The organism is Rhodocytophaga aerolata (assembly GCF_030503435.1).
In the GTDB taxonomy this organism is placed as follows: domain Bacteria; phylum Bacteroidota; class Bacteroidia; order Cytophagales; family 172606-1; genus Rhodocytophaga; species Rhodocytophaga aerolata.
On record NZ_JAUKPO010000015.1, the window covers coordinates 114,488 to 134,139 of the forward strand.

Below are 19,652 nucleotides of genomic sequence, written 5' to 3' on the forward strand. Positions count from 1 at the left end.
CCCGAGGATTGTCGACTGACGTATGAAAGAACTGTTACTGAACATAAATAAAGCATTTGAAAGCAAAGCCAGGCTGGGAATTATGTCGGTGCTGATGGTGAATGAGCAGCTGGATTTCAACTCCCTGAAAGAATTGTTAGACCTGACAGATGGCAACTTAGCCAGCCACCTGAAAGCCCTGGAAGAAGGAGAATACATTGCCGTAAATAAACAATTTGTCGGCCGTAAACCCAATACCACCTACCGGGCCACCGACATAGGGAAAAAAGCTTTTGAAGCCCATTTGCATGCCCTGGAAATGCTGATCAAAGGAAACCGCTAATTTTTTTGTCTTTTTACTTTGAAATACAAAGTACTTTTAAATTCTATATAACAATATGAATTCACTCAAAACAACACTTATCTGGCTTACCCTTTTTAGCATAGCCATGGGCTATCTGGAAACATCAGTTGTAGTTTACCTGCGGGAACTGTATTATCCGGATGGATTTGATTTCCCTTTAACTCCTATCCAACCCAGTATCGCCATCACTGAATTCTGGCGTGAGGTAGCTACACTAGTGATGCTATGGGGAATCGGTACACTAACAGGCAGAAATAAAACGGAAAAATTCGCTTTCTTCCTCTACAGTTTTGCTGTATGGGATATATTTTATTATGTTTTTCTGAAGGTGCTTCTCGGATGGCCGGCATCTCTGTTTACATGGGATATTCTATTTCTAATACCTGTTCCCTGGGTAGGCCCAGTGCTGGCTCCTTGTCTGGTATCTTTCACAATGATTCTGCTAACGGTGGCTGTAGTTTACCTGCATGAAAAAGGCTACCGGACTCAAATTACCTGGAAAGAATGGAGCTTTCTTCTTGCCGGAAGCTTTATTATCATCTTCAGCTTTATATGGGATTATTTACAATATGTAGAAAAATGGGGAGGCGTAACCAAACTCTGGACAATTAGCAGCCAGAACAGCCTGTTTATGGAAGCTCCGCAATATATCCCACAGCAATTCGACTGGTGGCTTTTCTGGATAGGCGAATGCGTACTGCTGCTAGCTATTGGTTTATATGTGAAGCGTATAGTATCCCAACCCTTGAATAAGCCTTCCAAAATGGCCTCCCCTGGCCCTGTGTATTCGGGAAATTTTGCAGACTACCTGGATGGTTTGTAATAGTTTATAAACCAAATCTTCCTTTTTCTACATGCATTTATTGATTTTTATATGAAAGTTAAATTCATATTACCTGCCCTTACAGAGGCCAAAAGTCCTTACTGGCGTCCGATCAAATATTCACTCTTTCCGCCCTTGGGATTAGCCACGCTGGCGGCTTATCTCTCCCCGGCAGATGAGGCTACCTTACAGGATGAACATGTGGAAGAAATTACGCTGCATGATCAGCTGGATTTGGTAGTGATTCAGGTATATATTACCAACACTTACCGCGCGTATGCGCTGGCAGATCATTACCGGGCTAAAGGATGTTATGTTATTCTTGGGGGATTGCATGTAACCTCGCTCCCGGAAGAAGCAGCCCCTCATGCAGATAGTATCTTTCTGGGACCTGGCGAAGAAACGTTTCCTCAGTTCCTGAAAGACTTTAAAAACAAATGCCCTCAGAAGCGGTATTTCTCTCCGGTCCGGACGCTGGCAGGCATCCCCCCTGTACGGCGGGATCTGATAAAAAGGCATTTGTATCTGGTGCCCAATTCAATTGTCGTAACCAGGGGCTGCCCTCACCATTGCGATTTCTGTTACAAAGATGCTTTTTTTGAAGGAGGGAAAGGATTTTATACGCAACTAGTAGAAGATGCCCTTTCGGAAATAGACCGGCTGCCGGGAAGGCATCTATACTTTCTGGACGATCATCTGTTAGGAAATCAGAAATTTGCTACTGAGCTTTTCGATGGCATGCGGGGAATGAACCGGGTATTTCAGGGAGCTTCCACGGTGGATGCCATCCTTCGGGGCAACCTGATTGAAAAAGCCGCGGATGCGGGGCTGCGAAGTGTATTTATTGGCTTTGAAACCTTGAGCACCCATAACTTAAAAGCTAGCAATAAGAAGCAGAATTTAGGGAAAGATTACCGGAAAGCCATTCAACGCTTGCATGATCTGGGGGTGATGATTAATGGAAGTTTTGTTTTCGGGCTGGATGATGACGACAAAGATGTATTTAAACGCACGGTTGACTGGGCAGTAGAGAACGGAATTACCACTTCCACTTTTCACATTCTTACGCCCTATCCTAGTACCAAACTGTTTGCAGACATGGATAAAGCCGGACGTATCCTACACAGGCAATGGGATAAATATGATACACGCCAGGTAGTTTTCCAGACAACCAGAATGTCTGCCAGGGAACTAAAAGATGGCTACGATTGGGCCTACAAAGAATTCTACAGCTGGGCTTCTATCCTGAAAGCCAGTACGCAACACGAGCAGGTAAAACACATGCTCAAACATTTTGCCTATGCCGGCGGCTGGAAGAAGTTTGAGCCTTTATGGAATTTTATTATCAAATCCCGGCAGCTTACTACCATGCTTCCGCTACTGGAAGCCATTCTTTCGAAAGTGAAGAAACAGTCAGTAATTCAAGCAGAGCCAGAGTTGGTCAGGACGCCGCCGATACCATTAGAAAGTTAAGTGCTTTATTCATTCTGCTTTTATTGGCTACTAATCACTCGATGCTACTCTTTATAGGCTTTGTCGTAATGCTACTGTTATTCTATATTTTTACTCTTTATAGTATATCATATGCTTTGATGAGTATCGTACTAAGAAAGGTTACAGATAGTTTTTTTGTTAGGATGTTTTTAGGTGTAGTACTTGCAGCACTATTGGGTTATTTACTTTTGGTTTTACATGAGTCTGGGTTAAGCACAGGATATGAGAATCTGCTGCTTTTTTTTGGTAGCTTACTAGCTGGTATTTATTTACGGGAAAAGCAAGCAAAAAAATCAAAACACAGGTAATCAGCTGATAAACTCTTCAATTAACTCATTCACCAGCTGGCTTTTTTCGTGGTGTACCCAATGGGTGGCATCTGGTATAAGGTATAATTTCCCTTTCTGGCAGTAGGAAAGGCTTTTCCTCGCCATTTCTTTTTTCAGGAAGGTATCCTTTTCTCCCCAGAGTATAAGCGTCTGCACTTCTATTTTATGATTGCCCATGACAGCCGGATTTCTGTACCGGACAGCAGCCCGGTACCAGTTAACCATACTTGGTATAGCATTTTGCTGTTGCCAGGCCTGTACGTATTGACTCATATCCGCTTTGCTAAACGTGGATGCATAAGAGCTTTTCAGCATACTATTCTGCAACATTTTGAAATTTCCCAGGCTGATAAGCTTTTCAGGAATAAACGGAATTTGAAAAAAGCCGATGTACCAGCTTCTTAGCATCTGACCGGGATCTGACCGGAGTGTTTGAAAAAACACCTTCGGATGCGGCACATTGATAATAATTAACCTGGTAATTAGCTGCGGATACAAATAAGCCATGGCCCATGCTACGGCTGCCCCCCAGTCGTGGCCAACCAGGTAAACCTTCCTCTCTCCTGCCGCTTGTATTAACTGGGCAATGTCGCTGGCTAACTCTCTTACCTGATAGGCTTTGAGTTCCGTAGGTTTACTGCTCAGGTTATAGCCCCGCTGATCTGGAAGCAATACCCGGTAGCCTTTTGCTGTAAAATAGTCTATCTGGTGTCGCCAGCCATACCAAAACTCCGGAAATCCATGCAAAAAGAGAAGCACAGGCTGCCCTTTCCTCCCTTTCTCCACCACATGCACCCGGATGTTATTTACCTCATAAAACTTGCTGTTTTCCGTCATATCTGTTTGTACGCACTAAGGAAAATAAGTTAACGATTTTCATAAAAAAGAAACGTCAATTCAACTCTCTCCGTTACAACAACACTTTTGAAACGGGAGCTTATTTTCTCACAAAAGGTATACGGATATTTCAGCCTATACAACCATTTACAGCGTGGGGCTCATTATCCATTTCTATAATTTCATTATTTACATATTTTGTATGGTAGTATCTTTTTATGGGGCGGCGCAGATGGTGACTGGCAGTAAACACCTGGTAACTTTATCGAACGGCACACGCATTTTACTGGATTGTGGGATGTTTCAAGGCAAAGGAGCCAATAACAAAAAGCTGAACGAAGAATTCGGGTTTGAACCGGAAAAAATCAACTACCTCATTCTTTCTCATGCACATATCGACCATTCCGGCCTTATTCCTAAGCTGGTAAAAGAGGGGTTTGAGGGACCTATTTTCTGTACGCCTCCTACACTAGAATTCAGCAAACTAATTTTAGTGGATAGTGCCCGCATTCATCAATCCAATACCTCTGGCGGGGCTACAGCGGATGAGCCTTTGTATACCGAAGCCGATGCAGAAAAATGCCTACAACAGTTTGTACCCATTCCCTATAACCAGCCACATGCAATTGATGAGAACATTGAATTGCTATTTACCGATACAGGGCACGTATTAGGCAGTGCGGCAATAAATTTAACCATGCAAGAAGACGGGCAAACCAAACGCTTGTGCTTTAGTGGAGATATTGGCCGCTTTACAAACCGAATTCTAAAAACCCCACAGCCTTTTCCGCAGGCAGATGTTGTTATCTGTGAAGCTACCTACGGCAACAAACTGCATATGGCCCTGCAAAGCACCGAGAGCCGGTTAGAAGAGATCGTTCAGGACGTGTGTGTAAACCGGAAAGGCAAGCTGATTATTCCTTCCTTCAGCATCGGCCGTACCCAGGAATTAATATATTCTCTCAATGTACTGGCAGAAGATGGCCGATTGCCTGAAATTAACGTATTTGTAGATAGTCCGCTTTCCGTTTATGCTACTGATATTATGCGCGACAACTCCGCCTATTTTAATGATGAAATGTTAGCATACATCAAATCCGATCCTGATCCGTTTGGTTTTCCGCAGCTGCATTATGTAGTAGACCAGGACGATTCAAAGCTTATTAATACAGTTGATGAACCATGTATTATTATTTCTTCCTCCGGTATGATGGAAGCCGGCCGCATTCGCCACCACCTTAAAAATACGATTGATGACCCGAAGAATGCCGTGCTCATTACCGGCTACTGCGAACCCTCTACTCTAGGCGGTCAATTATTGAGAGGAGCGGATAAAGTAAGCATCTTTGAAGAAGAACTGGAAGTAAAAGCCGAAATTATCTTAATGAAGGAGTATAGTGCACATGCCGATTTTGGAGACATTGTAAAGTTTTTATTCTGCCAGGATAAAGAACAACTACAGCAGATTTTTCTGGTACACGGCGAAAAAGAGGCGATGGAGAAGCTGAAAGAAGAATTAGGCGAGTATGGATTTAAAAACATCCAGATAGCCGAATTCCGGATGTCATACGAAGTATAAGTTTCCTGTGCTTTAGACCCGGCAGGTATTGCACTCCACATAGTTGTTAATCATCCGCGACAAAGTATAGTTTTGCTACTCATTGGATATGCATATACCCTGGCTCAACAAAAAACTCAACCATTTGCTGTATCAAAAAGCCTATAGCCGGGCCATATTTACCACCTTCGGTTTGGTAATAAAAGAGATGCAGCAAAGTTTCCGGCAGTTCTTTACCTGGCACAGTCCGCTGTTTTCGTTGTTGCGGTCAATAAAATATATGCTGATCCCCCTATTGCGGCTGGTGCAAGGCCGAAATGTGCGGATCAGTTATGGATTTACCGGAGAAGACCGGTTGATTGAATCCCTGCTGAAAACGCAGATCACGTATAATGGCTTTTATGTGGATGTAGGCTGTAATCACCCACAGTTTTTATCCAATTCCTTTTTGTTTTACCGGCGCGGATGGCGGGGAATCTGTATTGATGCCAATTCAACGCTTATACAACTGCATAAACGAGTCAGACCCTGGGACAAAGCCGTATGTGCTTTGGTTTCGGATTTACCCGAAGTGCGTACCTTCTATGAGTTAACCAATAATGTGCTTTCTACCACCGAACCTCAGTTTTTAGAAGAATACCTGTCAGAAGGCCTACAAGTAATGGCTACCAGAAGCATAGTACCCCAAACTCTTACCTCCATTCTGGATGCCTGTCAGGCTCCTGCACATATAGATTTTCTCTCCATAGATGCCGAGGAACATGATTTACACGTGCTGCAATCACTGGATTTCCGTAAATACTCGCCAACACTAATTATAGTGGAAGACGAATCATTTGATCCGGCTACCCCTTCTCAGAATACCATTTTTACGTTTCTTCAGCAAAGGGAGTATAGCCTGGCTGGCAGTATTCTAAAAAATGTGTATTACCTAAAAAACAAGCAGTAATGTCAAGTTTTCAGCTAAATTCGGCTTACTGTTTCTCCTTTTTCTTCAGGAATTTTCCATCTGCGGTAAACACGAGTTCCGTTTCGGATTTATCCTTTTTTAGTTTTACTTCATATACATTTTTGCTGGCATCTTTATCTTCCTTCCATTCAATCTGGTCTATCTTGTGGGAAGCATAGTTTTTTTTAAGGTAGGCGGAAGCCTGCTCAGGTAAATCTTTGGCATCTATCCGTTTGTCTGCAGAATCCCAGGTGCCGTCGGCCATAAATTTGGCTTCGGCTTTTTTACCATTTTGCCTGAAATCCGCTTCATATTTGCCGCTTTTATTTTTTTTCCATTTCACCTCGGTAGCATCCGGATACTTGGTGGAGAAACTACTGGAAATGGCTTGCGGAACATCGGTTGGAGCCAGGTCTTGAGCCTGCAGGCTCTGTGAGGCCAATACGACAAAACAGCCTATGTAAAAAAAAGATGAGAATTTCATATGGTATGCAGCTTAAATAATTTGACATGCTTTCAATCAGAATACAAAATTACCTAAACTCTTTCTTTTAGTTATACAAACGTTCAACATTTGGTTTTCTGAGTACTCTGGCTATAACCCGGAAAAATTACCGATGTAGGTTACCTTAGGTATATTGCTGTATGTTATGAATATCAGGGAGTTACTTAAAAAACAAGGCAACTTGCCTGACAAATTGCTTATTTTTTTCATTCAAAGGAAGCCTGTTCAGAACATTTTGTTCAAATATGTGTTTTTAAATACAAAGGTCTTTATGAACGAACAAAAGGTAAGCGGCTTGTTTATCAGTTAACAGAAAACGGTTGGACTTAGTATTAAGAAAATTAAATATTTACCACCCCCTATATCATCCCTAAACATCCCTTGGTATTTATTTTTATTCTATATTTTAAATGATTATATTTGAATCAGCACGAGACCTTTAAGTAACCATTTTACACGTTATTAACCGGAAACCAACCTATTTTCATACACTTTCACTTATTTAACTTTATTGATAAACCAGATAAACCTAAGGAATTTACAAATGGATACATTACAGATACTACTCGTAGAAGATAACCCCGGTGATGTACGGTTAACCCAGGAAGCCTTAAAGCAAAGTGATTTCCGCACCACCCTACAAGTAGTTGGAGACGGAGAAGAAGCCTTGCGTTTCCTACGAAAAGAGAATGGCTTTGCTCAGGTGTTCACTCCCGACCTTGTTTTACTGGATTTGAACCTGCCTAAAAAGAACGGATTTGAAGTACTCGAAACCCTACGGCAAGACAAAAACTTTAAACAAATTCCGGTCGTTGTGCTCACCACCTCTGTTGCCGAAGAAGACATTATCCGTACACACCACGCCAATGCCAATTGTTACATCAGCAAACCCTTCGATTTTACACAGTTTTTGATGGCGCTGCAAATCATTAATCAAAGCAAATACTCACCACTTAAAGTAACTCACGACATTTAATCTGTATTATCTTGTTAATACAAAGCCGGTAGCCAAAAAGCTACCGGCTTTTGATTTTTATACCTGAGGCAACCTATCTGCTGTAAAAATATATAAACTTTTGTAGGTCAAAGTATAGCCAATGGGGAAGTGAATTTCTGTAAAAGATTCGCATCCGAGATACTTGCATTTCATGAGTTATTATGCTTAATTTAATTTTTAGTTTTCATTTTTAAAGATTCCGATGCAAATTTCTCAAAGCAGAAAAGAATACGACGTATGCATTGTCGGCTCCGGTGCCGGCGGTGGTATGGCAGCCAAAGTCCTTACTGAAGGTGGCGCAAATGTACTAATGTTGGAAGCAGGTCCTAACTGGGATGTAAACAAAGACGGCAAGATGCTTGCCTGGCCGTATGATTCTCCCAGAAGAGGTGCCGGAACAACCAGGCCTTTTGGCGAGTTTGATGCAGCCCTGGGAGGCTGGGAAATTGAAGGAGAGCCCTATACTAAAGTTCCCGGCTCCGATTTTCAATGGTTCCGTTCCCGGATGCTGGGTGGCCGTACAAACCACTGGGGACGTATTTCCTTAAGATTCGGCCCCCTGGATTTCAGACGCCGCAGCATAGACGGCCTGGGAGATGACTGGCCGATCACGTATGATGAAATTAAACCCTACTATGACAAGGTAGACCGCCTGGTAGGTATTTTTGGTAGCAAAGAAGGAATATATAATGAGCCGGATGGCGAATTTTTGCCTCCTCCCAAACCCCGTTGTTATGAGTTATTTGTAAAAAAAGGCTGCGATAAATTAGGTATTCCTGTAATTCCTTCCCGTTTATCTATCCTTACCAAACCACACAACGGACGTGCGGCCTGCCACTACTGCTCCCAGTGTAACCGTGGCTGCTCTACCCATTCCAACTTCTCCTCCCCTTCGGTACTTTTACCTCCAGCCTTGAAAACTGGCAGACTGGAGATTATTACCGATGCCATGGCTAGGGAAGTAACTGTAGACCAGGAAGGACAAGCAACGGGCGTATCGTATGTAGATACCAACACTTTGCAGGAACATCATGTAAAAGCCAAAATTGTGGTACTGGCAGCTGGTGCCTGCGAAACAGCCAGGTTGTTATTGAATTCTAAATCAAGCCGCCACCCGAATGGCCTGGCTAACTCCAGTGATGTGGCCGGAAAATACCTGATGGATTCTACAGGTACCAACGTTAGCGGCTTTTTCCCCCAGATGATGAACAACGTACCCCATAACGAAGATGGTACAGGCGGTATGCACATGTACATGCCCTGGTGGTTGAACGACAAAAAACTGGACTTCCCACGTGGCTATCATATTGAGTTTGGAGGTGGCCGCCGTATGCCGAGTTTTGGTTTTATGGGAGGTATTCATAACTACAATAATCCTAATCCTTCGCATAACACGAGCGGCACCTACGATTCGGAGAAAAAAATAGATCCAGCCAATATGGTAGGAGGCGGATATGGTAAACAGTTAAAAGATGATTACCGCCGTTTCTATGGGTCAACGATTGGGTTCTCAGGCCGGGGCGAAGCCATTGCATTTAAAACCAACTATTGCGAAATAGATCCTAATACGGTAGATAAATTTGGTATACCTGTCTTGCGTTTCCACTACAAATGGAGCGAATATGAGTACAACCAGGTAAAACACATGCAGGAGACTTTCCGCGAAATCATTGATACGCTGGGCGGTGTAGCTCTTTCTCCCATGCCTACTAAAGAACAAGGCTATGGCATTGCTGCCCCTGGCCTCATCATCCATGAACTGGGTGTAACCAGAATGGGTAATGATCCTAAATCTTCGGTGGTAAACAAGCATTGCCAGGCGCATGAGGTGAAAAACCTATTCATTACCGATGGGGGCTCATTTGTTTCTCAGGCAGATAAAAATCCTACCTGGACCATTCTTGCCTTATCGATGCGTGCCTCTGAATATATTATTGACCAAAAGAAAAAGCAGAATATTTAACAGAACCCCAAGAGACACTCCCTCTGGGTTGGTTTAACTTTTTATGCTTTCCCTTTCTCACTTTTCAATTATCCATTTGCCATGAGCAAAATAAGCAGAAGACAATCATTGAAATTTTTAGGGGTCGGCTCTGTCGGAGCTGGCCTTACTATGGCCGGATGTGATACCAAGTCTACCGGAGACCATACCAGTGAAAACAAAGATGCCGCTGAACATAACCACGTAGCTCAGTCCGTAGATCCCAGCGACCGTGATAAACAGCTACTAAAAGAAAAATTCTTTACCGACCAGGAAAGAAAAACGGTACGTACGCTGGCAGATATTATCATTCCAAAAGACGAACGGTCTGGCAGCGCATCGGATGCAGGTGTTCCGGAGTTTATCGAGTTTATGATGTTGGATCAGCCCTACCGCCAGACGGCCATGCGGGGAGGTTTAGCCTGGCTTAATAACCGTTGCCTGAAAGTCCATGGAAAAGATTTTGTAGACTCCGATGATGCACAGCGGAAGGCAATTCTGGATGAAATTGCCTTCCCGGCAAAAGGAAAAGCAAAGAAAGAAATTACTCAGGGTATTTCTTTCTTCAATAGTTTCCGAGATCTGACAGCTACCGGTTTCTGGACCAGTAAGATCGGCATTGATGACCTGAAATACATCGGTAATGTGGCTAATCCGAACTGGAATGGCTGTCCGGATGAGGCTTGCAATCACCTGGGCGTACAAAATTCGGCATAAAAAAAGGGTAAAGAAGTGAAAATGTAAAATAGTTTTTGTAATTTATACATTCTATTGCCCCATAAACACTTCAGTGACAAACACTTGTTCCACTTAAACCTTCATACCTATGAAAACCGCAGAAGAAATCCTTAGAGAAAAAGCAAGGGACATCATAACTGTTACTCCCGAAACATCCATAGAAGAAGCCTTGCAATTGATGGTTTACCATAAAATTGGCGCTATACTGGTAAAAGAAGGAGATGATATTGTGGGTATCTGGACTGAACGTGACCTGATGCAGGATATATTACAGGAAGGCTTTTCTATTAAAGAAGCCCGGATCGGCGACTATATGACAACCGGTCTTCTGTCGGCCCCCTGCACAGACACCAGCTACGAGCTGATGGATAAGTTTTTAGGTATGCGGCTGCGGCACCTGCTGATTGAAAAAAATGGCCGCTACATAGGCATGCTCTCTGCCGGTGACGTAATGAAGGAGACTTTGCTGGATAAAACCCGTGAATATGAGGCGTTGAATTTTAAAGTAAGCTGGGACTATTACGAGAACTGGCGCACGCCGGTAACTAAAGCAAGTACAGAACCCAATGAACTGTACATACCTTATCCGGCTAATATTCAAGCCTTCCGCAACAGGTAAAACCAGGGTCTTTACCACTAAAAGCCTGTAGACACCTAATCAAATGGTGTTTGCAGGCTTTTTTATTGATGGTTAATCCAACAGAATATCATTTTCTAGCAATTCCTGCAATTTTGCAACTTTTCAGCCTGCTTTACACGTATTGGGCTACAACAATCATTATCAATCTTTTCCTCCTGATTTTTTGTATTACTACTAACTAATTTCTACAACAAATATTTGTGTTTCAAATATTTACTAATTCTACCACAACTAATTTTATCCATGATAAGCAATACTGCAAAAAAAACAAAGCGCACAACAAAAAAGACTAAACTGAATGTCTGGATTGGTAAACCGTACCCCTTGGGAGCCACCTGGGATGGTGATGGAGTTAATTTTGCCTTGTTCAGTGAGAGTGCAACCAAAGTAGAATTGTGTCTGTTCAATTCCGCAGAAGATTCCCAGGAATCTGTCCGCATCCGGATGCGGGAACAAACCGACTATGTATGGCATTGCTACATCCCAGGCCTGAAGCCCGGACAATTATATGGATACCGGGTATATGGTCCACACCATCCCGAACATGGCCAACGGTTCAATCCGAGTAAGCTACTGCTTGATCCCTATGCAAAAGCTATTACCGGCCGCATTAACTGGAGCAATGCCATGTTTGGCTATCCGGTAGAGTCCACAGATGAAAACAGGCATTTGTTACTCGATACACAAGACAGTGCTGCAGGTATGAACCGCTCTGTAGTCATCGATGAAGCCTTTGATTGGGGAAACGACAAAAGCCCGAATATTCCGCTCAATGAATCCATCATATACGAAGTACATGTAAAGGGATTTACCCAGCTGCATCCGGAAATAGATCCAAAAATCCGGGGAACCTACGCAGCCCTGGCCACCCCGGAAATTATTGATTACCTGAAAAAACTAGGTATAACAGCTGTAGAACTACTCCCGGTGCATCACTTTGTGCACGATAAAATTCTGGTAGAAAAAGGGCTGAACAATTACTGGGGATATAATACCATTGGTTTTTTTGCACCCCATGCCGATTACTCCTCACTGGGTATATTCGGTCAGCAGGTACTGGAGTTTAAGGCCATGGTGAAAACCCTCCATAAAGCCGGCATTGAAGTAATACTGGATGTGGTATACAATCACACTGCCGAAGGCAATCATTACGGGCCTACCCTATCCTTTAAAGGAATCGACAATCAAGCGTATTACCGGCTGGTAAATGGCAATCCACAATTTTACATGGATTATACTGGTACTGGAAATACCATTAATATGCTCCATCCTAAATCTTTGCAAATGGTTATGGATAGCCTCCGGTACTGGGTTACGGAAATGCATGTGGATGGCTTCCGCTTTGATCTGGCTTCAACGCTGGCTCGGGGTCTGCACGATGTAGGCAAACTTTCTACTTTCCTGGATACCATACACCAAGACCCTATCCTTTCTCAGGTAAAACTCATTGCCGAACCTTGGGATGTAGGCGAAGGCGGCTACCAGGTAGGAAACTTCCCGGTGAAATGGGCTGAATGGAATGGCAAATACCGCGACAGTGTGCGCCGATTCTGGAAAGGCGATGAAAGTCAGGTAGCCGAACTTGCTTACCGGTTGAGTGGCAGCAGCGACTTATACCAGCACAATGGCCGCTTGCCGGGCTCCAGCATCAACTTTATTACGGCACATGATGGCTTTACCCTGAACGATCTGGTAAGTTATAATGAAAAGCATAACCATGCCAACGGCGAAAACAACAACGATGGCGACAGTCATAATAATAGCTGGAACTGTGGAGTAGAAGGCCCTACGGATGACGAGGATATTATTTTCCTTCGTGAAAAACAGAAACGCAATTTTCTGGCTACCCTGTTTTTAAGCCAGGGCGTACCTATGTTGCTGCATGGCGATGAATACGGCCGTACACAACATGGCAACAACAATGTGTACTGCCAGGATAATGAAACGAGTTGGTTTAACTGGGAATGGACGAAGACAGAACAAGCCTTGTTTGAGTTCACCTCCATGATAATTAAACTTCGCAGAGATCATCCGGTGCTGCACCGCCGTAAATTCTTTCATGGCCGGGAAATCCGTGGTACCAAAATTAAAGATATCCGCTGGTTGCGTCCCGATGGAAAAGACATGACCCGCAAGGAGTGGCACAGTTCTTATGTCCGCTGCCTGGGTATGCTGCTCAATGGCCAGGTAATGAGTGAGTATGACGAACGGTCTCAGCGTATAAAAGATGATATTTTCCTGCTAATTGTGAACAGCTATTGGGAGCCTATTGATTTTAACGTTCCTGACCGGCCTATCAAAGGTAGCTGGGAAATCATCATCGACACGCACGAAGATATTCAGTCTGATGATAAGAAAAAGAAGAAAATCAATTTTGGAGAAGCATACACCTTGCAGTCCCGTTCGCTGGTGCTGCTTCGTATGATTCCCAAGGCAAGCAAGCAGAGCAATCATCTTGCGGAACAAGCAGAATAACAAAAATCTACCCTCACAGCCTGCACAAACTGTGAGGGTTTTTCTTTACCAATTATTGATGAGCGTTGTATAGGCAAGGGAATAGAACTTTTTTTAAGAAAAAACTTTTCGTGTTCTCTTCCGATATACATTTCCTTCGAATCCCCTTCAATCCTGCCAAGAATAGATGGGTGGTATAATTTTTCTACATATGTGCTAAAGTAGAGTCGTTACTTTATATTTTAATTACAGAAAATCTTATCAAATTTTATGGCCTTACGTATGCTACTTGCATAGGTAACAGATGCCTTCACATGTTTCATATTTAAAAGAAAGGACGATTTTTATGTTAGCAATGAATTATCGGGGGCCTCAACGGGTTCGTATTGATCATAAACCCTACCCAAAGATAGAGCACCCGCAAGATGCCATCATACGGGTAACCCGTTCCTGCATCTGCGGATCGGATTTGCACCTATATAATGGAAATGTGCCAGATACCCGCGTTGGCATGACCTTCGGGCACGAGTTCACCGGAGTAGTAGAGGAAATAGGTCCAGATGTTGAAAAGCTGAAAGTTGGCGATCAGGTATTGGTGCCTTTTAATATTTCCTGTGGCAAATGTCATTTTTGCAAACAAGGCTTGTACGGAAATTGCCACGAATCGAATTCGCAGGCTACAGCCGTTGGCGGTATTTTTGGCTATTCTCATACGGCAGGCGGCTACGATGGCGGGCAAGCGGAATATGTACGCGTGCCTTATGCAAATGTAGGGCCTACCGTTATCCCACCCGGAATGGACCTGGATGATGCAGTATTACTTACTGATGTGGTGCCTACAGGTTACCAGGCAGCTGAAATGGGAGGCATTCAACCCGGCGATACAGTAGTAGTCTTTGGAGCCGGCCCGGTCGGTATTATGGCAGCCAAATGTTCCTGGCTATTCGGCGCCGGCCGTGTAATTGTAATAGATCATGTAGATTACCGGCTGGAATTTGTCCGCAACTATGCCCAATGCGAAGCCTATAACTTTAAGGAGATGGACGATCCGGTGGTGTTTTTAAAACGGACAACTGACTGGATGGGTGCTGATGTATGTATTGATGCGGTAGGAGCTGAAGCGGCTGGCAGTGCACTGCAAACTATTACCGGAAGAAAGCTTTTACTCCAAGCAGGTTCTGCTACTGCCTTACATTGGGCTATAAATTCTGTCAAAAAAGGCGGCATTGTATCTATTGTAGGCGTATATGGGCCAACAGATAACTTGGTTCCGATAGGAAATGTGGTAAACAAAGGCCTTACGATCCGGGCTAATCAGGCTTCTGTAAAACGCTTATTACCCAGATTGATAGAGCACGTTCAGAATGGCGTGTTGAATCCGAAAGCATTGATTACGCACCGGGTGCCTTTAGAAGATGTAGCCGATGCGTATCATATTTTTTCAGAAAAGCTTGATAATTGCATCAAACCTGTTCTTATCCCATCATCCAAACGATAAAATAGATCACTATGAATAATACAGCAAAAGATTTTTCACATATAAAAGGCTGGGGCATAGATGCAGATCCAAAAAATGACCCAACCTATCCGATGAAACGCCGGACTGACGCAGAGCAGCAAGGATATAGCTGGCAGCGGCCAACGCAACAACCGGTAAATATTGAAGTGTTGCACTCCATTGAACGACCGAATGTAAGTGCTGTCTTTGGTACGTCTACTCCTCCTTCCGGTCTTAGTGGCATGATCCGGAGGTTTGCTTTTAAATACAGTGAATCCAGTTATGGCCATTGGTTACCCTTGTTACTAGCCGACCGGGTAAACGTAGTAGAAGGTGTGCTAGAAGATCTGTCCAAGGGACATGTACCCAATATTTTTGCCGAGAAAGGCTGGAATGCCGAGTGGAAACATAATCCGAAAGGGTTGGTACAGAAAGTAGCCATAGGGGTATTAGTTACAACCGCTGTTGTTGTACTTCTATCCAGAAAAAAAGAGCACAAACATACCAGACATACCGGGTACTCAGAAGACGAAAGGTACTCGGAAGACCAAGGGTATACAAGCAATAAAAGCTATTCCAAGCATGACTTGTTTCCCGAAAGCAAACCTATAAAATAGCTTATTCCTACTCACACAAAAAGGCTCTCTTTTGCAAGAGAGCCTTTTTGTGTGAGTAGGAATGCAGAATGATCCAGCATATTTTTACGCATTCTTCTCTAATGCTTTTCTGCAATACTCCACACATTTGGCTACCTCTTTTACGGCATCTGAACCTTCCGGAATCTGATATTCCAGTTCTACTGTTGCCGGGAAATTATATTTGTTCTTTTTCATCGTTTGTAATATCTGCACAATGGGCGTATCACCAGTTCCCCAGGGAAGATTAGCCCGTCCATTGGCTTTATTTTGCCGGTCTTTCAGGTGGGCACTGGCAATGCGGTCGTGTTTTGCTTCTATGAGTTCAACGGCATTGTACCCGGCGGCGGTGTAATGTCCCAAATCGCAGTTCAGAGCATTATTTCTAGACTGACTCAGGGCTGTATCCCAAAAAGTAGGCGTTTGCTGCTCATGTCCATGATAGGCGACCAGAATTTTATTTTTGGCGGCTAAGTCTCCCAGCCGTTTCGTCTGTGCAGGATCTTCCGGCAGTTCCAGGGTTACATGGCTTGCACCTAAGGCTTTTGCTGCCCGCATTCCATACTCTACTTCCGCATCAGAATTGGTGGCACTAAAGGCATTGGGTTTATACGCATAAATGGAAACACCGGCAGCTTTGTACATCTTTTTAATTTGCTCGAACTTCTCCATAGAAACCTTGGCACGCCATTGGGCCAGATCTTTCATACGGGCTGCCCGTTGTTCCTGCTCTTCTGGGGTAGGTTGCGGCCGCTGCCCTGGCGTTCCTCTAAACACCATCGGTTCGGTGGAACTATGCGGCGCTCCGGCAAAAGCTTCGGCAGTATTCCCCATCAGCTCAATAGCGCTGATATTTGCATCCTGGCAATATTGTAAAATTTGCTCAACATTACTCGGCATACTTCTAAAGGAGTAGGTTATCGTTCCTATCTGTACACCGTTGAATTTTGAATTAGGCTTTCCCATATTCTTTATGTACGCAGGTACCCCAAACGTTGAGGATGAAGCAAGGGCTGTTCCGGTTAATGCAAGGGCGGCAGTGCCTAAAAACTGGCGTCTGGTAATAGGTTGAGTTTTCATAGTCTTTGGATCAGGAGTAAAAAAATTGAATGTGGCTAAATAAACGATAACGGAAAGTAACGGAAATAAACATACACAGCTGGCTACCTTACTGGCTTACTTTTTCCAGTTCCTCCCAGGTAAAGGTTTTGGTTCTACCCGCGGTTTGGTCCCTGGCCTTTTTCACTTCTTCAGGCGTTACTATAACTCTGGATAAAAATTCAGGGGATAAGTTCCCTCCAAAGCCCCGCTCCGAAAGGCCTAAATCGTAGCGGACATAACTCAGAACAGAAGCCACCCACTCGTCATCATTGGTTCCCATCGGGGGCATCATATCCGGATAGGTTTTGCCTTCTACTGGCCCGGTTAAGCCATGTAACACAATCTTAATCATGGCCTCTTTCTTCTCCATCATCCGGCGGAAATTGCCTACCAGCGGTGGGGCAATCTGGGTAGGCAGTCCTTTTCCATCCCCGCCATGACAGGTAGCACAAAGAGACTTAAACGTGATTGACCCATTCAGTATCAGCTTCCGGCTGGCAGCATCCAGATTGCCAAGTTTGTGTCCGAACTTGCGGATCTCTGTATTTTTCTCAATGGTTTTCTTTACACTCGTCAGCATTTCATTGCCTGCATTAGCACTTAGTATATGATTCATAATTTCTTTTGCCTGTGGGACTTCACTGTATTGAAGAGAAAGCAACAGCTGGGTACGTACATCATAGCTTGGGTCATTTTGCAAGGCAGCCAGGGCATTGATTAGTGCTGTATCATTTTTCTTCAGGTAGGGTTCGCTAATCCATATTGCCGCGCGTCGTACCTGCGCATCCTGATCTTTTAGGGCGTTTTGTACTACTTCTTTATCAATAGCTCCAAGGCCTTCCAGAGTCCATAGGGCATGTAACCGGCCTAAGGCTCCTGGCTTCCGGCTAAGATTTCCTTGCTCACCTTGTGCTATTTGTTTCAGGATTGGTACTACAGTTTGATCTGCCCGGACTATCACTTCTTTCTGGGCATTATCCCGCCACCATCCGTTGGGGTGATCTAAATAGGTAACTAGCTTGTTTGTAGATTCAGTCAACATCTGTGGCTTTGGTCCTGGTGTTATACCTTCATAAACAAGCCGGTAGATACGGCCACGCTGCTTATTCTGATCCAAGCCCAGCCGCAAAATTTGTGGACGAAGGTAGCTGTCAGGTCCAGTCCAGGTGCCTTCCTGGATAATGCCACGGTTCATATCAATAATATACAGACACCCATCCGGGCCAGTGTAGGTGTTCACCGGACGAAAATTCATATCGGTAGAAGCAATAAACTCTTCTTGCTGATAGGCATTTTCCAGGGTTGTTTTTCCTTCGTTAGCAATTACTTTTGCCCGCCGGATGATTCTGGCCACTGGTTCATTAATTAAATAATCTCCCACAAGGGTCTGTGGTAAACGGTCGCCACGGAAAATTGACTGGCCATTGCCGGAAGTAAAATGATTTAGCGTAGAATCTTCCCTAAGCCTTTTTAAGCCGCCTTGAATATCCGGTGTTTTGATAATTGGCCACACAGCCCCAAATGTAGAGTCAATATAGGCGTCGCGGAACTCAAGCTGGCCATAAGCGGGATTTATCTGGAAACCGGAACCGGCATTTTCTCCTCCGCCCCGGCTAAAAAACAACCGGCCATAATTATCATGTGTTAAGCCCCATTGCCCATTAGAGCCGTTAATTAACGTATCGGGTTTCAGCTGGCCATTTACATACCGGAAACGGACCGGGTCTACGGTTACATAAATCCAGTTATCCAGGTTCCAGTCTAATCCGCTGCGCTGGTGTTCCAGATTTCCCGGAGATTTTTTGCCCAGTTTATACACCGGCCTTTTCTGATCTGCTTTGCCATCTCCATTGGTATCTTTGTAGGCATATACATCATAGGTATCCGTTTCATTGACCAGCAGTTCATCCCCCACACAAAGTACCATGCGGGGCAGCATGAGTTTGTCAATAAACACCGAACTTTTGTCCATTTTGCCATCTCCGTTCGTATCTTCCAGCAGCATCACCCGGCTGGCAGACACATGCTCTCCGGTGGTATCTACCGTTTGCATATATGTTTCCATCTGTGCCACATACATGCGTCCATTGCCATCCCAGGTTAAAGCAACCGGCTCGCTAATCATGGGCTCGCTGGCTACCAGTTCCAGCCGGTAACCTTTCGGTACCCGGAAAGTCCGAAGGCTTTGCTCTGGGCTCAACGGCGCTGGCGAAGGATTTTGATCTACCGTGCGGGGTGTAGCAAAGGACATTTCCTCTTGCACATTCGCTGGCGCATCATTGGGTGATTTTTTAGAAACCTGGCAGGTTACCAGAATAAGGGAAACAGATGCACTGGCAAGAATGCTCCAAATGGCTTTTTTCATTTTGAAAAGAAAACAAACGTACAGATTAGCTAAGTTGTCATTTTTACTTAAGCAGTAAAATTGACGATCATTCTAAAAGTACAAATAAATATTGTTTTTTTTCTGTTGCTATTAGACCATTGGTGCTTTTTTTTCGACAATCCGGTCAGGTATGCTTGCTCCACCCAAATGTACAAGGCAGGATTGAAAGCCTTCTGATGACTTGATCCTGCCTTTTGTACCCTACAAGAGAAACCTACTCCTCTAAAACCTAATACGCATTACTTACCAACATCAGTAACAAGATGACTAGCACTAGCATAATATACCCCAGGGTATACCTGATGTCATACAAAGTGTTGATCGTTGCCATGGATTTAATAATTAAAGGTGACTATGAATTTTCCTATTCTGATACAAACTTAG

Annotated in this window: 15 protein-coding genes and 1 pseudogene; 12 read left to right on the plus strand and 4 right to left on the minus strand. The window is 44.0% G+C overall.

Features of this window, described 5'->3' with window-relative positions:
- Positions 1 to 22 precede the first annotated feature (22 nt).
- The 3 genes from Q0590_RS22195 to Q0590_RS22205 are packed head-to-tail and all read left to right on the plus strand — an operon-like array spanning position 23 to position 2,639.
- On the plus strand, positions 23 to 322 hold the full coding sequence (locus tag Q0590_RS22195; protein ID WP_302039807.1) for a winged helix-turn-helix domain-containing protein: 300 nt from the start codon (positions 23 to 25) through the stop codon (positions 320 to 322).
- Positions 323 to 377: 55 nt separating this feature from the next.
- Positions 378 to 1,166, plus strand: coding sequence for a hypothetical protein (locus Q0590_RS22200; protein WP_302039808.1), 789 nt, complete (start codon positions 378 to 380; stop codon positions 1,164 to 1,166).
- 51 nt (positions 1,167 to 1,217) lie between these two features.
- The gene (locus Q0590_RS22205) at positions 1,218 to 2,639 is read left to right on the plus strand and encodes a B12-binding domain-containing radical SAM protein (protein WP_302039809.1); all 1,422 of its coding nucleotides are present in this window, start codon (positions 1,218 to 1,220) and stop codon (positions 2,637 to 2,639) included.
- A gap of 329 nt (positions 2,640 to 2,968) precedes the next feature.
- Here the strand turns inward: Q0590_RS22205 and Q0590_RS22210 are convergent, their stop codons facing one another.
- The gene (locus Q0590_RS22210) at positions 2,969 to 3,826 is read right to left on the minus strand and encodes an alpha/beta fold hydrolase (RefSeq protein ID WP_302039810.1); all 858 of its coding nucleotides are present in this window, start codon (positions 3,824 to 3,826) and stop codon (positions 2,969 to 2,971) included.
- Between the two features lie 202 nt (positions 3,827 to 4,028).
- Here Q0590_RS22210 and Q0590_RS22215 point away from each other — a divergent pair, with 202 nt between their 5' ends.
- Together Q0590_RS22215 and Q0590_RS22220 are read left to right on the plus strand one after the other, a co-directional pair.
- Entirely contained in the window at positions 4,029 to 5,405 is a 1,377-nt protein-coding gene (locus Q0590_RS22215; RefSeq protein ID WP_302039811.1) for an MBL fold metallo-hydrolase RNA specificity domain-containing protein, read from the plus strand.
- An 88-nt stretch (positions 5,406 to 5,493) separates the two neighbouring features.
- Positions 5,494 to 6,333 (plus strand): FkbM family methyltransferase, encoded by an 840-nt coding sequence (locus Q0590_RS22220; protein WP_302039812.1) that lies wholly within the window; start codon positions 5,494 to 5,496, stop codon positions 6,331 to 6,333.
- A gap of 25 nt (positions 6,334 to 6,358) precedes the next feature.
- On the opposite strand, the gene Q0590_RS22225 is transcribed toward Q0590_RS22220, so the two are convergent.
- A complete protein-coding gene (locus tag Q0590_RS22225; RefSeq protein WP_302039813.1) occupies positions 6,359 to 6,817 on the minus strand; it encodes a PepSY-like domain-containing protein in 459 nt (152 codons plus the stop codon).
- Positions 6,818 to 7,382: 565 nt separating this feature from the next.
- Here Q0590_RS22225 and Q0590_RS22230 point away from each other — a divergent pair.
- The 7 genes and pseudogenes from Q0590_RS22230 to Q0590_RS22260 form a co-directional block, all read left to right on the plus strand.
- Positions 7,383 to 7,814, plus strand: a complete 432-nt coding sequence (locus Q0590_RS22230; protein WP_302039814.1) for a response regulator — start codon at positions 7,383 to 7,385, stop codon at positions 7,812 to 7,814.
- Between the two features lie 223 nt (positions 7,815 to 8,037).
- Positions 8,038 to 9,798: a GMC family oxidoreductase gene (locus Q0590_RS22235; RefSeq protein ID WP_302039815.1), complete on the plus strand. Its 1,761-nt coding sequence runs from the start codon at positions 8,038 to 8,040 to the stop codon at positions 9,796 to 9,798.
- An 81-nt stretch (positions 9,799 to 9,879) separates the two neighbouring features.
- The gene (locus Q0590_RS22240; RefSeq protein ID WP_302039816.1) at positions 9,880 to 10,533 is read left to right on the plus strand and encodes a gluconate 2-dehydrogenase subunit 3 family protein; all 654 of its coding nucleotides are present in this window, start codon (positions 9,880 to 9,882) and stop codon (positions 10,531 to 10,533) included.
- 109 nt (positions 10,534 to 10,642) lie between these two features.
- Positions 10,643 to 11,173 (plus strand): CBS domain-containing protein, encoded by a 531-nt coding sequence (locus Q0590_RS22245; RefSeq protein WP_302039817.1) that lies wholly within the window; start codon positions 10,643 to 10,645, stop codon positions 11,171 to 11,173.
- A gap of 264 nt (positions 11,174 to 11,437) precedes the next feature.
- Entirely contained in the window at positions 11,438 to 13,669 is a 2,232-nt protein-coding gene (gene glgX / locus Q0590_RS22250) for a glycogen debranching protein GlgX (protein ID WP_302039818.1), read from the plus strand.
- A 325-nt stretch (positions 13,670 to 13,994) separates the two neighbouring features.
- Positions 13,995 to 15,146: a zinc-dependent alcohol dehydrogenase gene (locus Q0590_RS22255; RefSeq protein WP_302039819.1), complete on the plus strand. Its 1,152-nt coding sequence runs from the start codon at positions 13,995 to 13,997 to the stop codon at positions 15,144 to 15,146.
- A gap of 11 nt (positions 15,147 to 15,157) precedes the next feature.
- A pseudogene (locus Q0590_RS22260) lies at positions 15,158 to 15,640 on the plus strand (hypothetical protein); the annotation flags it as partial.
- 207 nt (positions 15,641 to 15,847) lie between these two features.
- On the opposite strand, the gene Q0590_RS22265 reads toward Q0590_RS22260, so the two are convergent.
- Both Q0590_RS22265 and Q0590_RS22270 read right to left on the minus strand, forming a co-directional pair.
- On the minus strand, positions 15,848 to 16,861 hold the full coding sequence (locus Q0590_RS22265; RefSeq protein ID WP_302039820.1) for a sugar phosphate isomerase/epimerase family protein: 1,014 nt from the start codon (positions 16,859 to 16,861) through the stop codon (positions 15,848 to 15,850).
- An 88-nt stretch (positions 16,862 to 16,949) separates the two neighbouring features.
- Positions 16,950 to 19,247 (minus strand): DUF7133 domain-containing protein, encoded by a 2,298-nt coding sequence (locus tag Q0590_RS22270; protein WP_302039821.1) that lies wholly within the window; start codon positions 19,245 to 19,247, stop codon positions 16,950 to 16,952.
- Positions 19,248 to 19,652 lie beyond the last annotated feature (405 nt).

Excerpts from the sequence above, each read along its gene's own strand:
- Q0590_RS22195 (WP_302039807.1), top strand. The coding sequence starts at position 23 with ATGAAAGAACTGTTACTGAACATAAATAAAGCATTTGAAAGCAAAGCC.
- Q0590_RS22200 (WP_302039808.1), top strand. The coding sequence starts at position 378 with ATGAATTCACTCAAAACAACACTTATCTGGCTTACCCTTTTTAGCATA.
- Q0590_RS22205 (WP_302039809.1), top strand. The coding sequence starts at position 1,218 with ATGAAAGTTAAATTCATATTACCTGCCCTTACAGAGGCCAAAAGTCCT.
- Q0590_RS22210 (WP_302039810.1), bottom strand. The coding sequence starts at position 3,826 with ATGACGGAAAACAGCAAGTTTTATGAGGTAAATAACATCCGGGTGCAT.
- Q0590_RS22215 (WP_302039811.1), top strand. The coding sequence starts at position 4,029 with ATGGTAGTATCTTTTTATGGGGCGGCGCAGATGGTGACTGGCAGTAAA.
- Q0590_RS22220 (WP_302039812.1), top strand. The coding sequence starts at position 5,494 with ATGCATATACCCTGGCTCAACAAAAAACTCAACCATTTGCTGTATCAA.
- Q0590_RS22225 (WP_302039813.1), bottom strand. The coding sequence starts at position 6,817 with ATGAAATTCTCATCTTTTTTTTACATAGGCTGTTTTGTCGTATTGGCC.
- Q0590_RS22230 (WP_302039814.1), top strand. The coding sequence starts at position 7,383 with ATGGATACATTACAGATACTACTCGTAGAAGATAACCCCGGTGATGTA.
- Q0590_RS22235 (WP_302039815.1), top strand. The coding sequence starts at position 8,038 with ATGCAAATTTCTCAAAGCAGAAAAGAATACGACGTATGCATTGTCGGC.
- Q0590_RS22240 (WP_302039816.1), top strand. The coding sequence starts at position 9,880 with ATGAGCAAAATAAGCAGAAGACAATCATTGAAATTTTTAGGGGTCGGC.
- Q0590_RS22245 (WP_302039817.1), top strand. The coding sequence starts at position 10,643 with ATGAAAACCGCAGAAGAAATCCTTAGAGAAAAAGCAAGGGACATCATA.
- glgX (WP_302039818.1), top strand. The coding sequence starts at position 11,438 with ATGATAAGCAATACTGCAAAAAAAACAAAGCGCACAACAAAAAAGACT.
- Q0590_RS22255 (WP_302039819.1), top strand. The coding sequence starts at position 13,995 with ATGTTAGCAATGAATTATCGGGGGCCTCAACGGGTTCGTATTGATCAT.
- Q0590_RS22265 (WP_302039820.1), bottom strand. The coding sequence starts at position 16,861 with ATGAAAACTCAACCTATTACCAGACGCCAGTTTTTAGGCACTGCCGCC.
- Q0590_RS22270 (WP_302039821.1), bottom strand. The coding sequence starts at position 19,247 with ATGAAAAAAGCCATTTGGAGCATTCTTGCCAGTGCATCTGTTTCCCTT.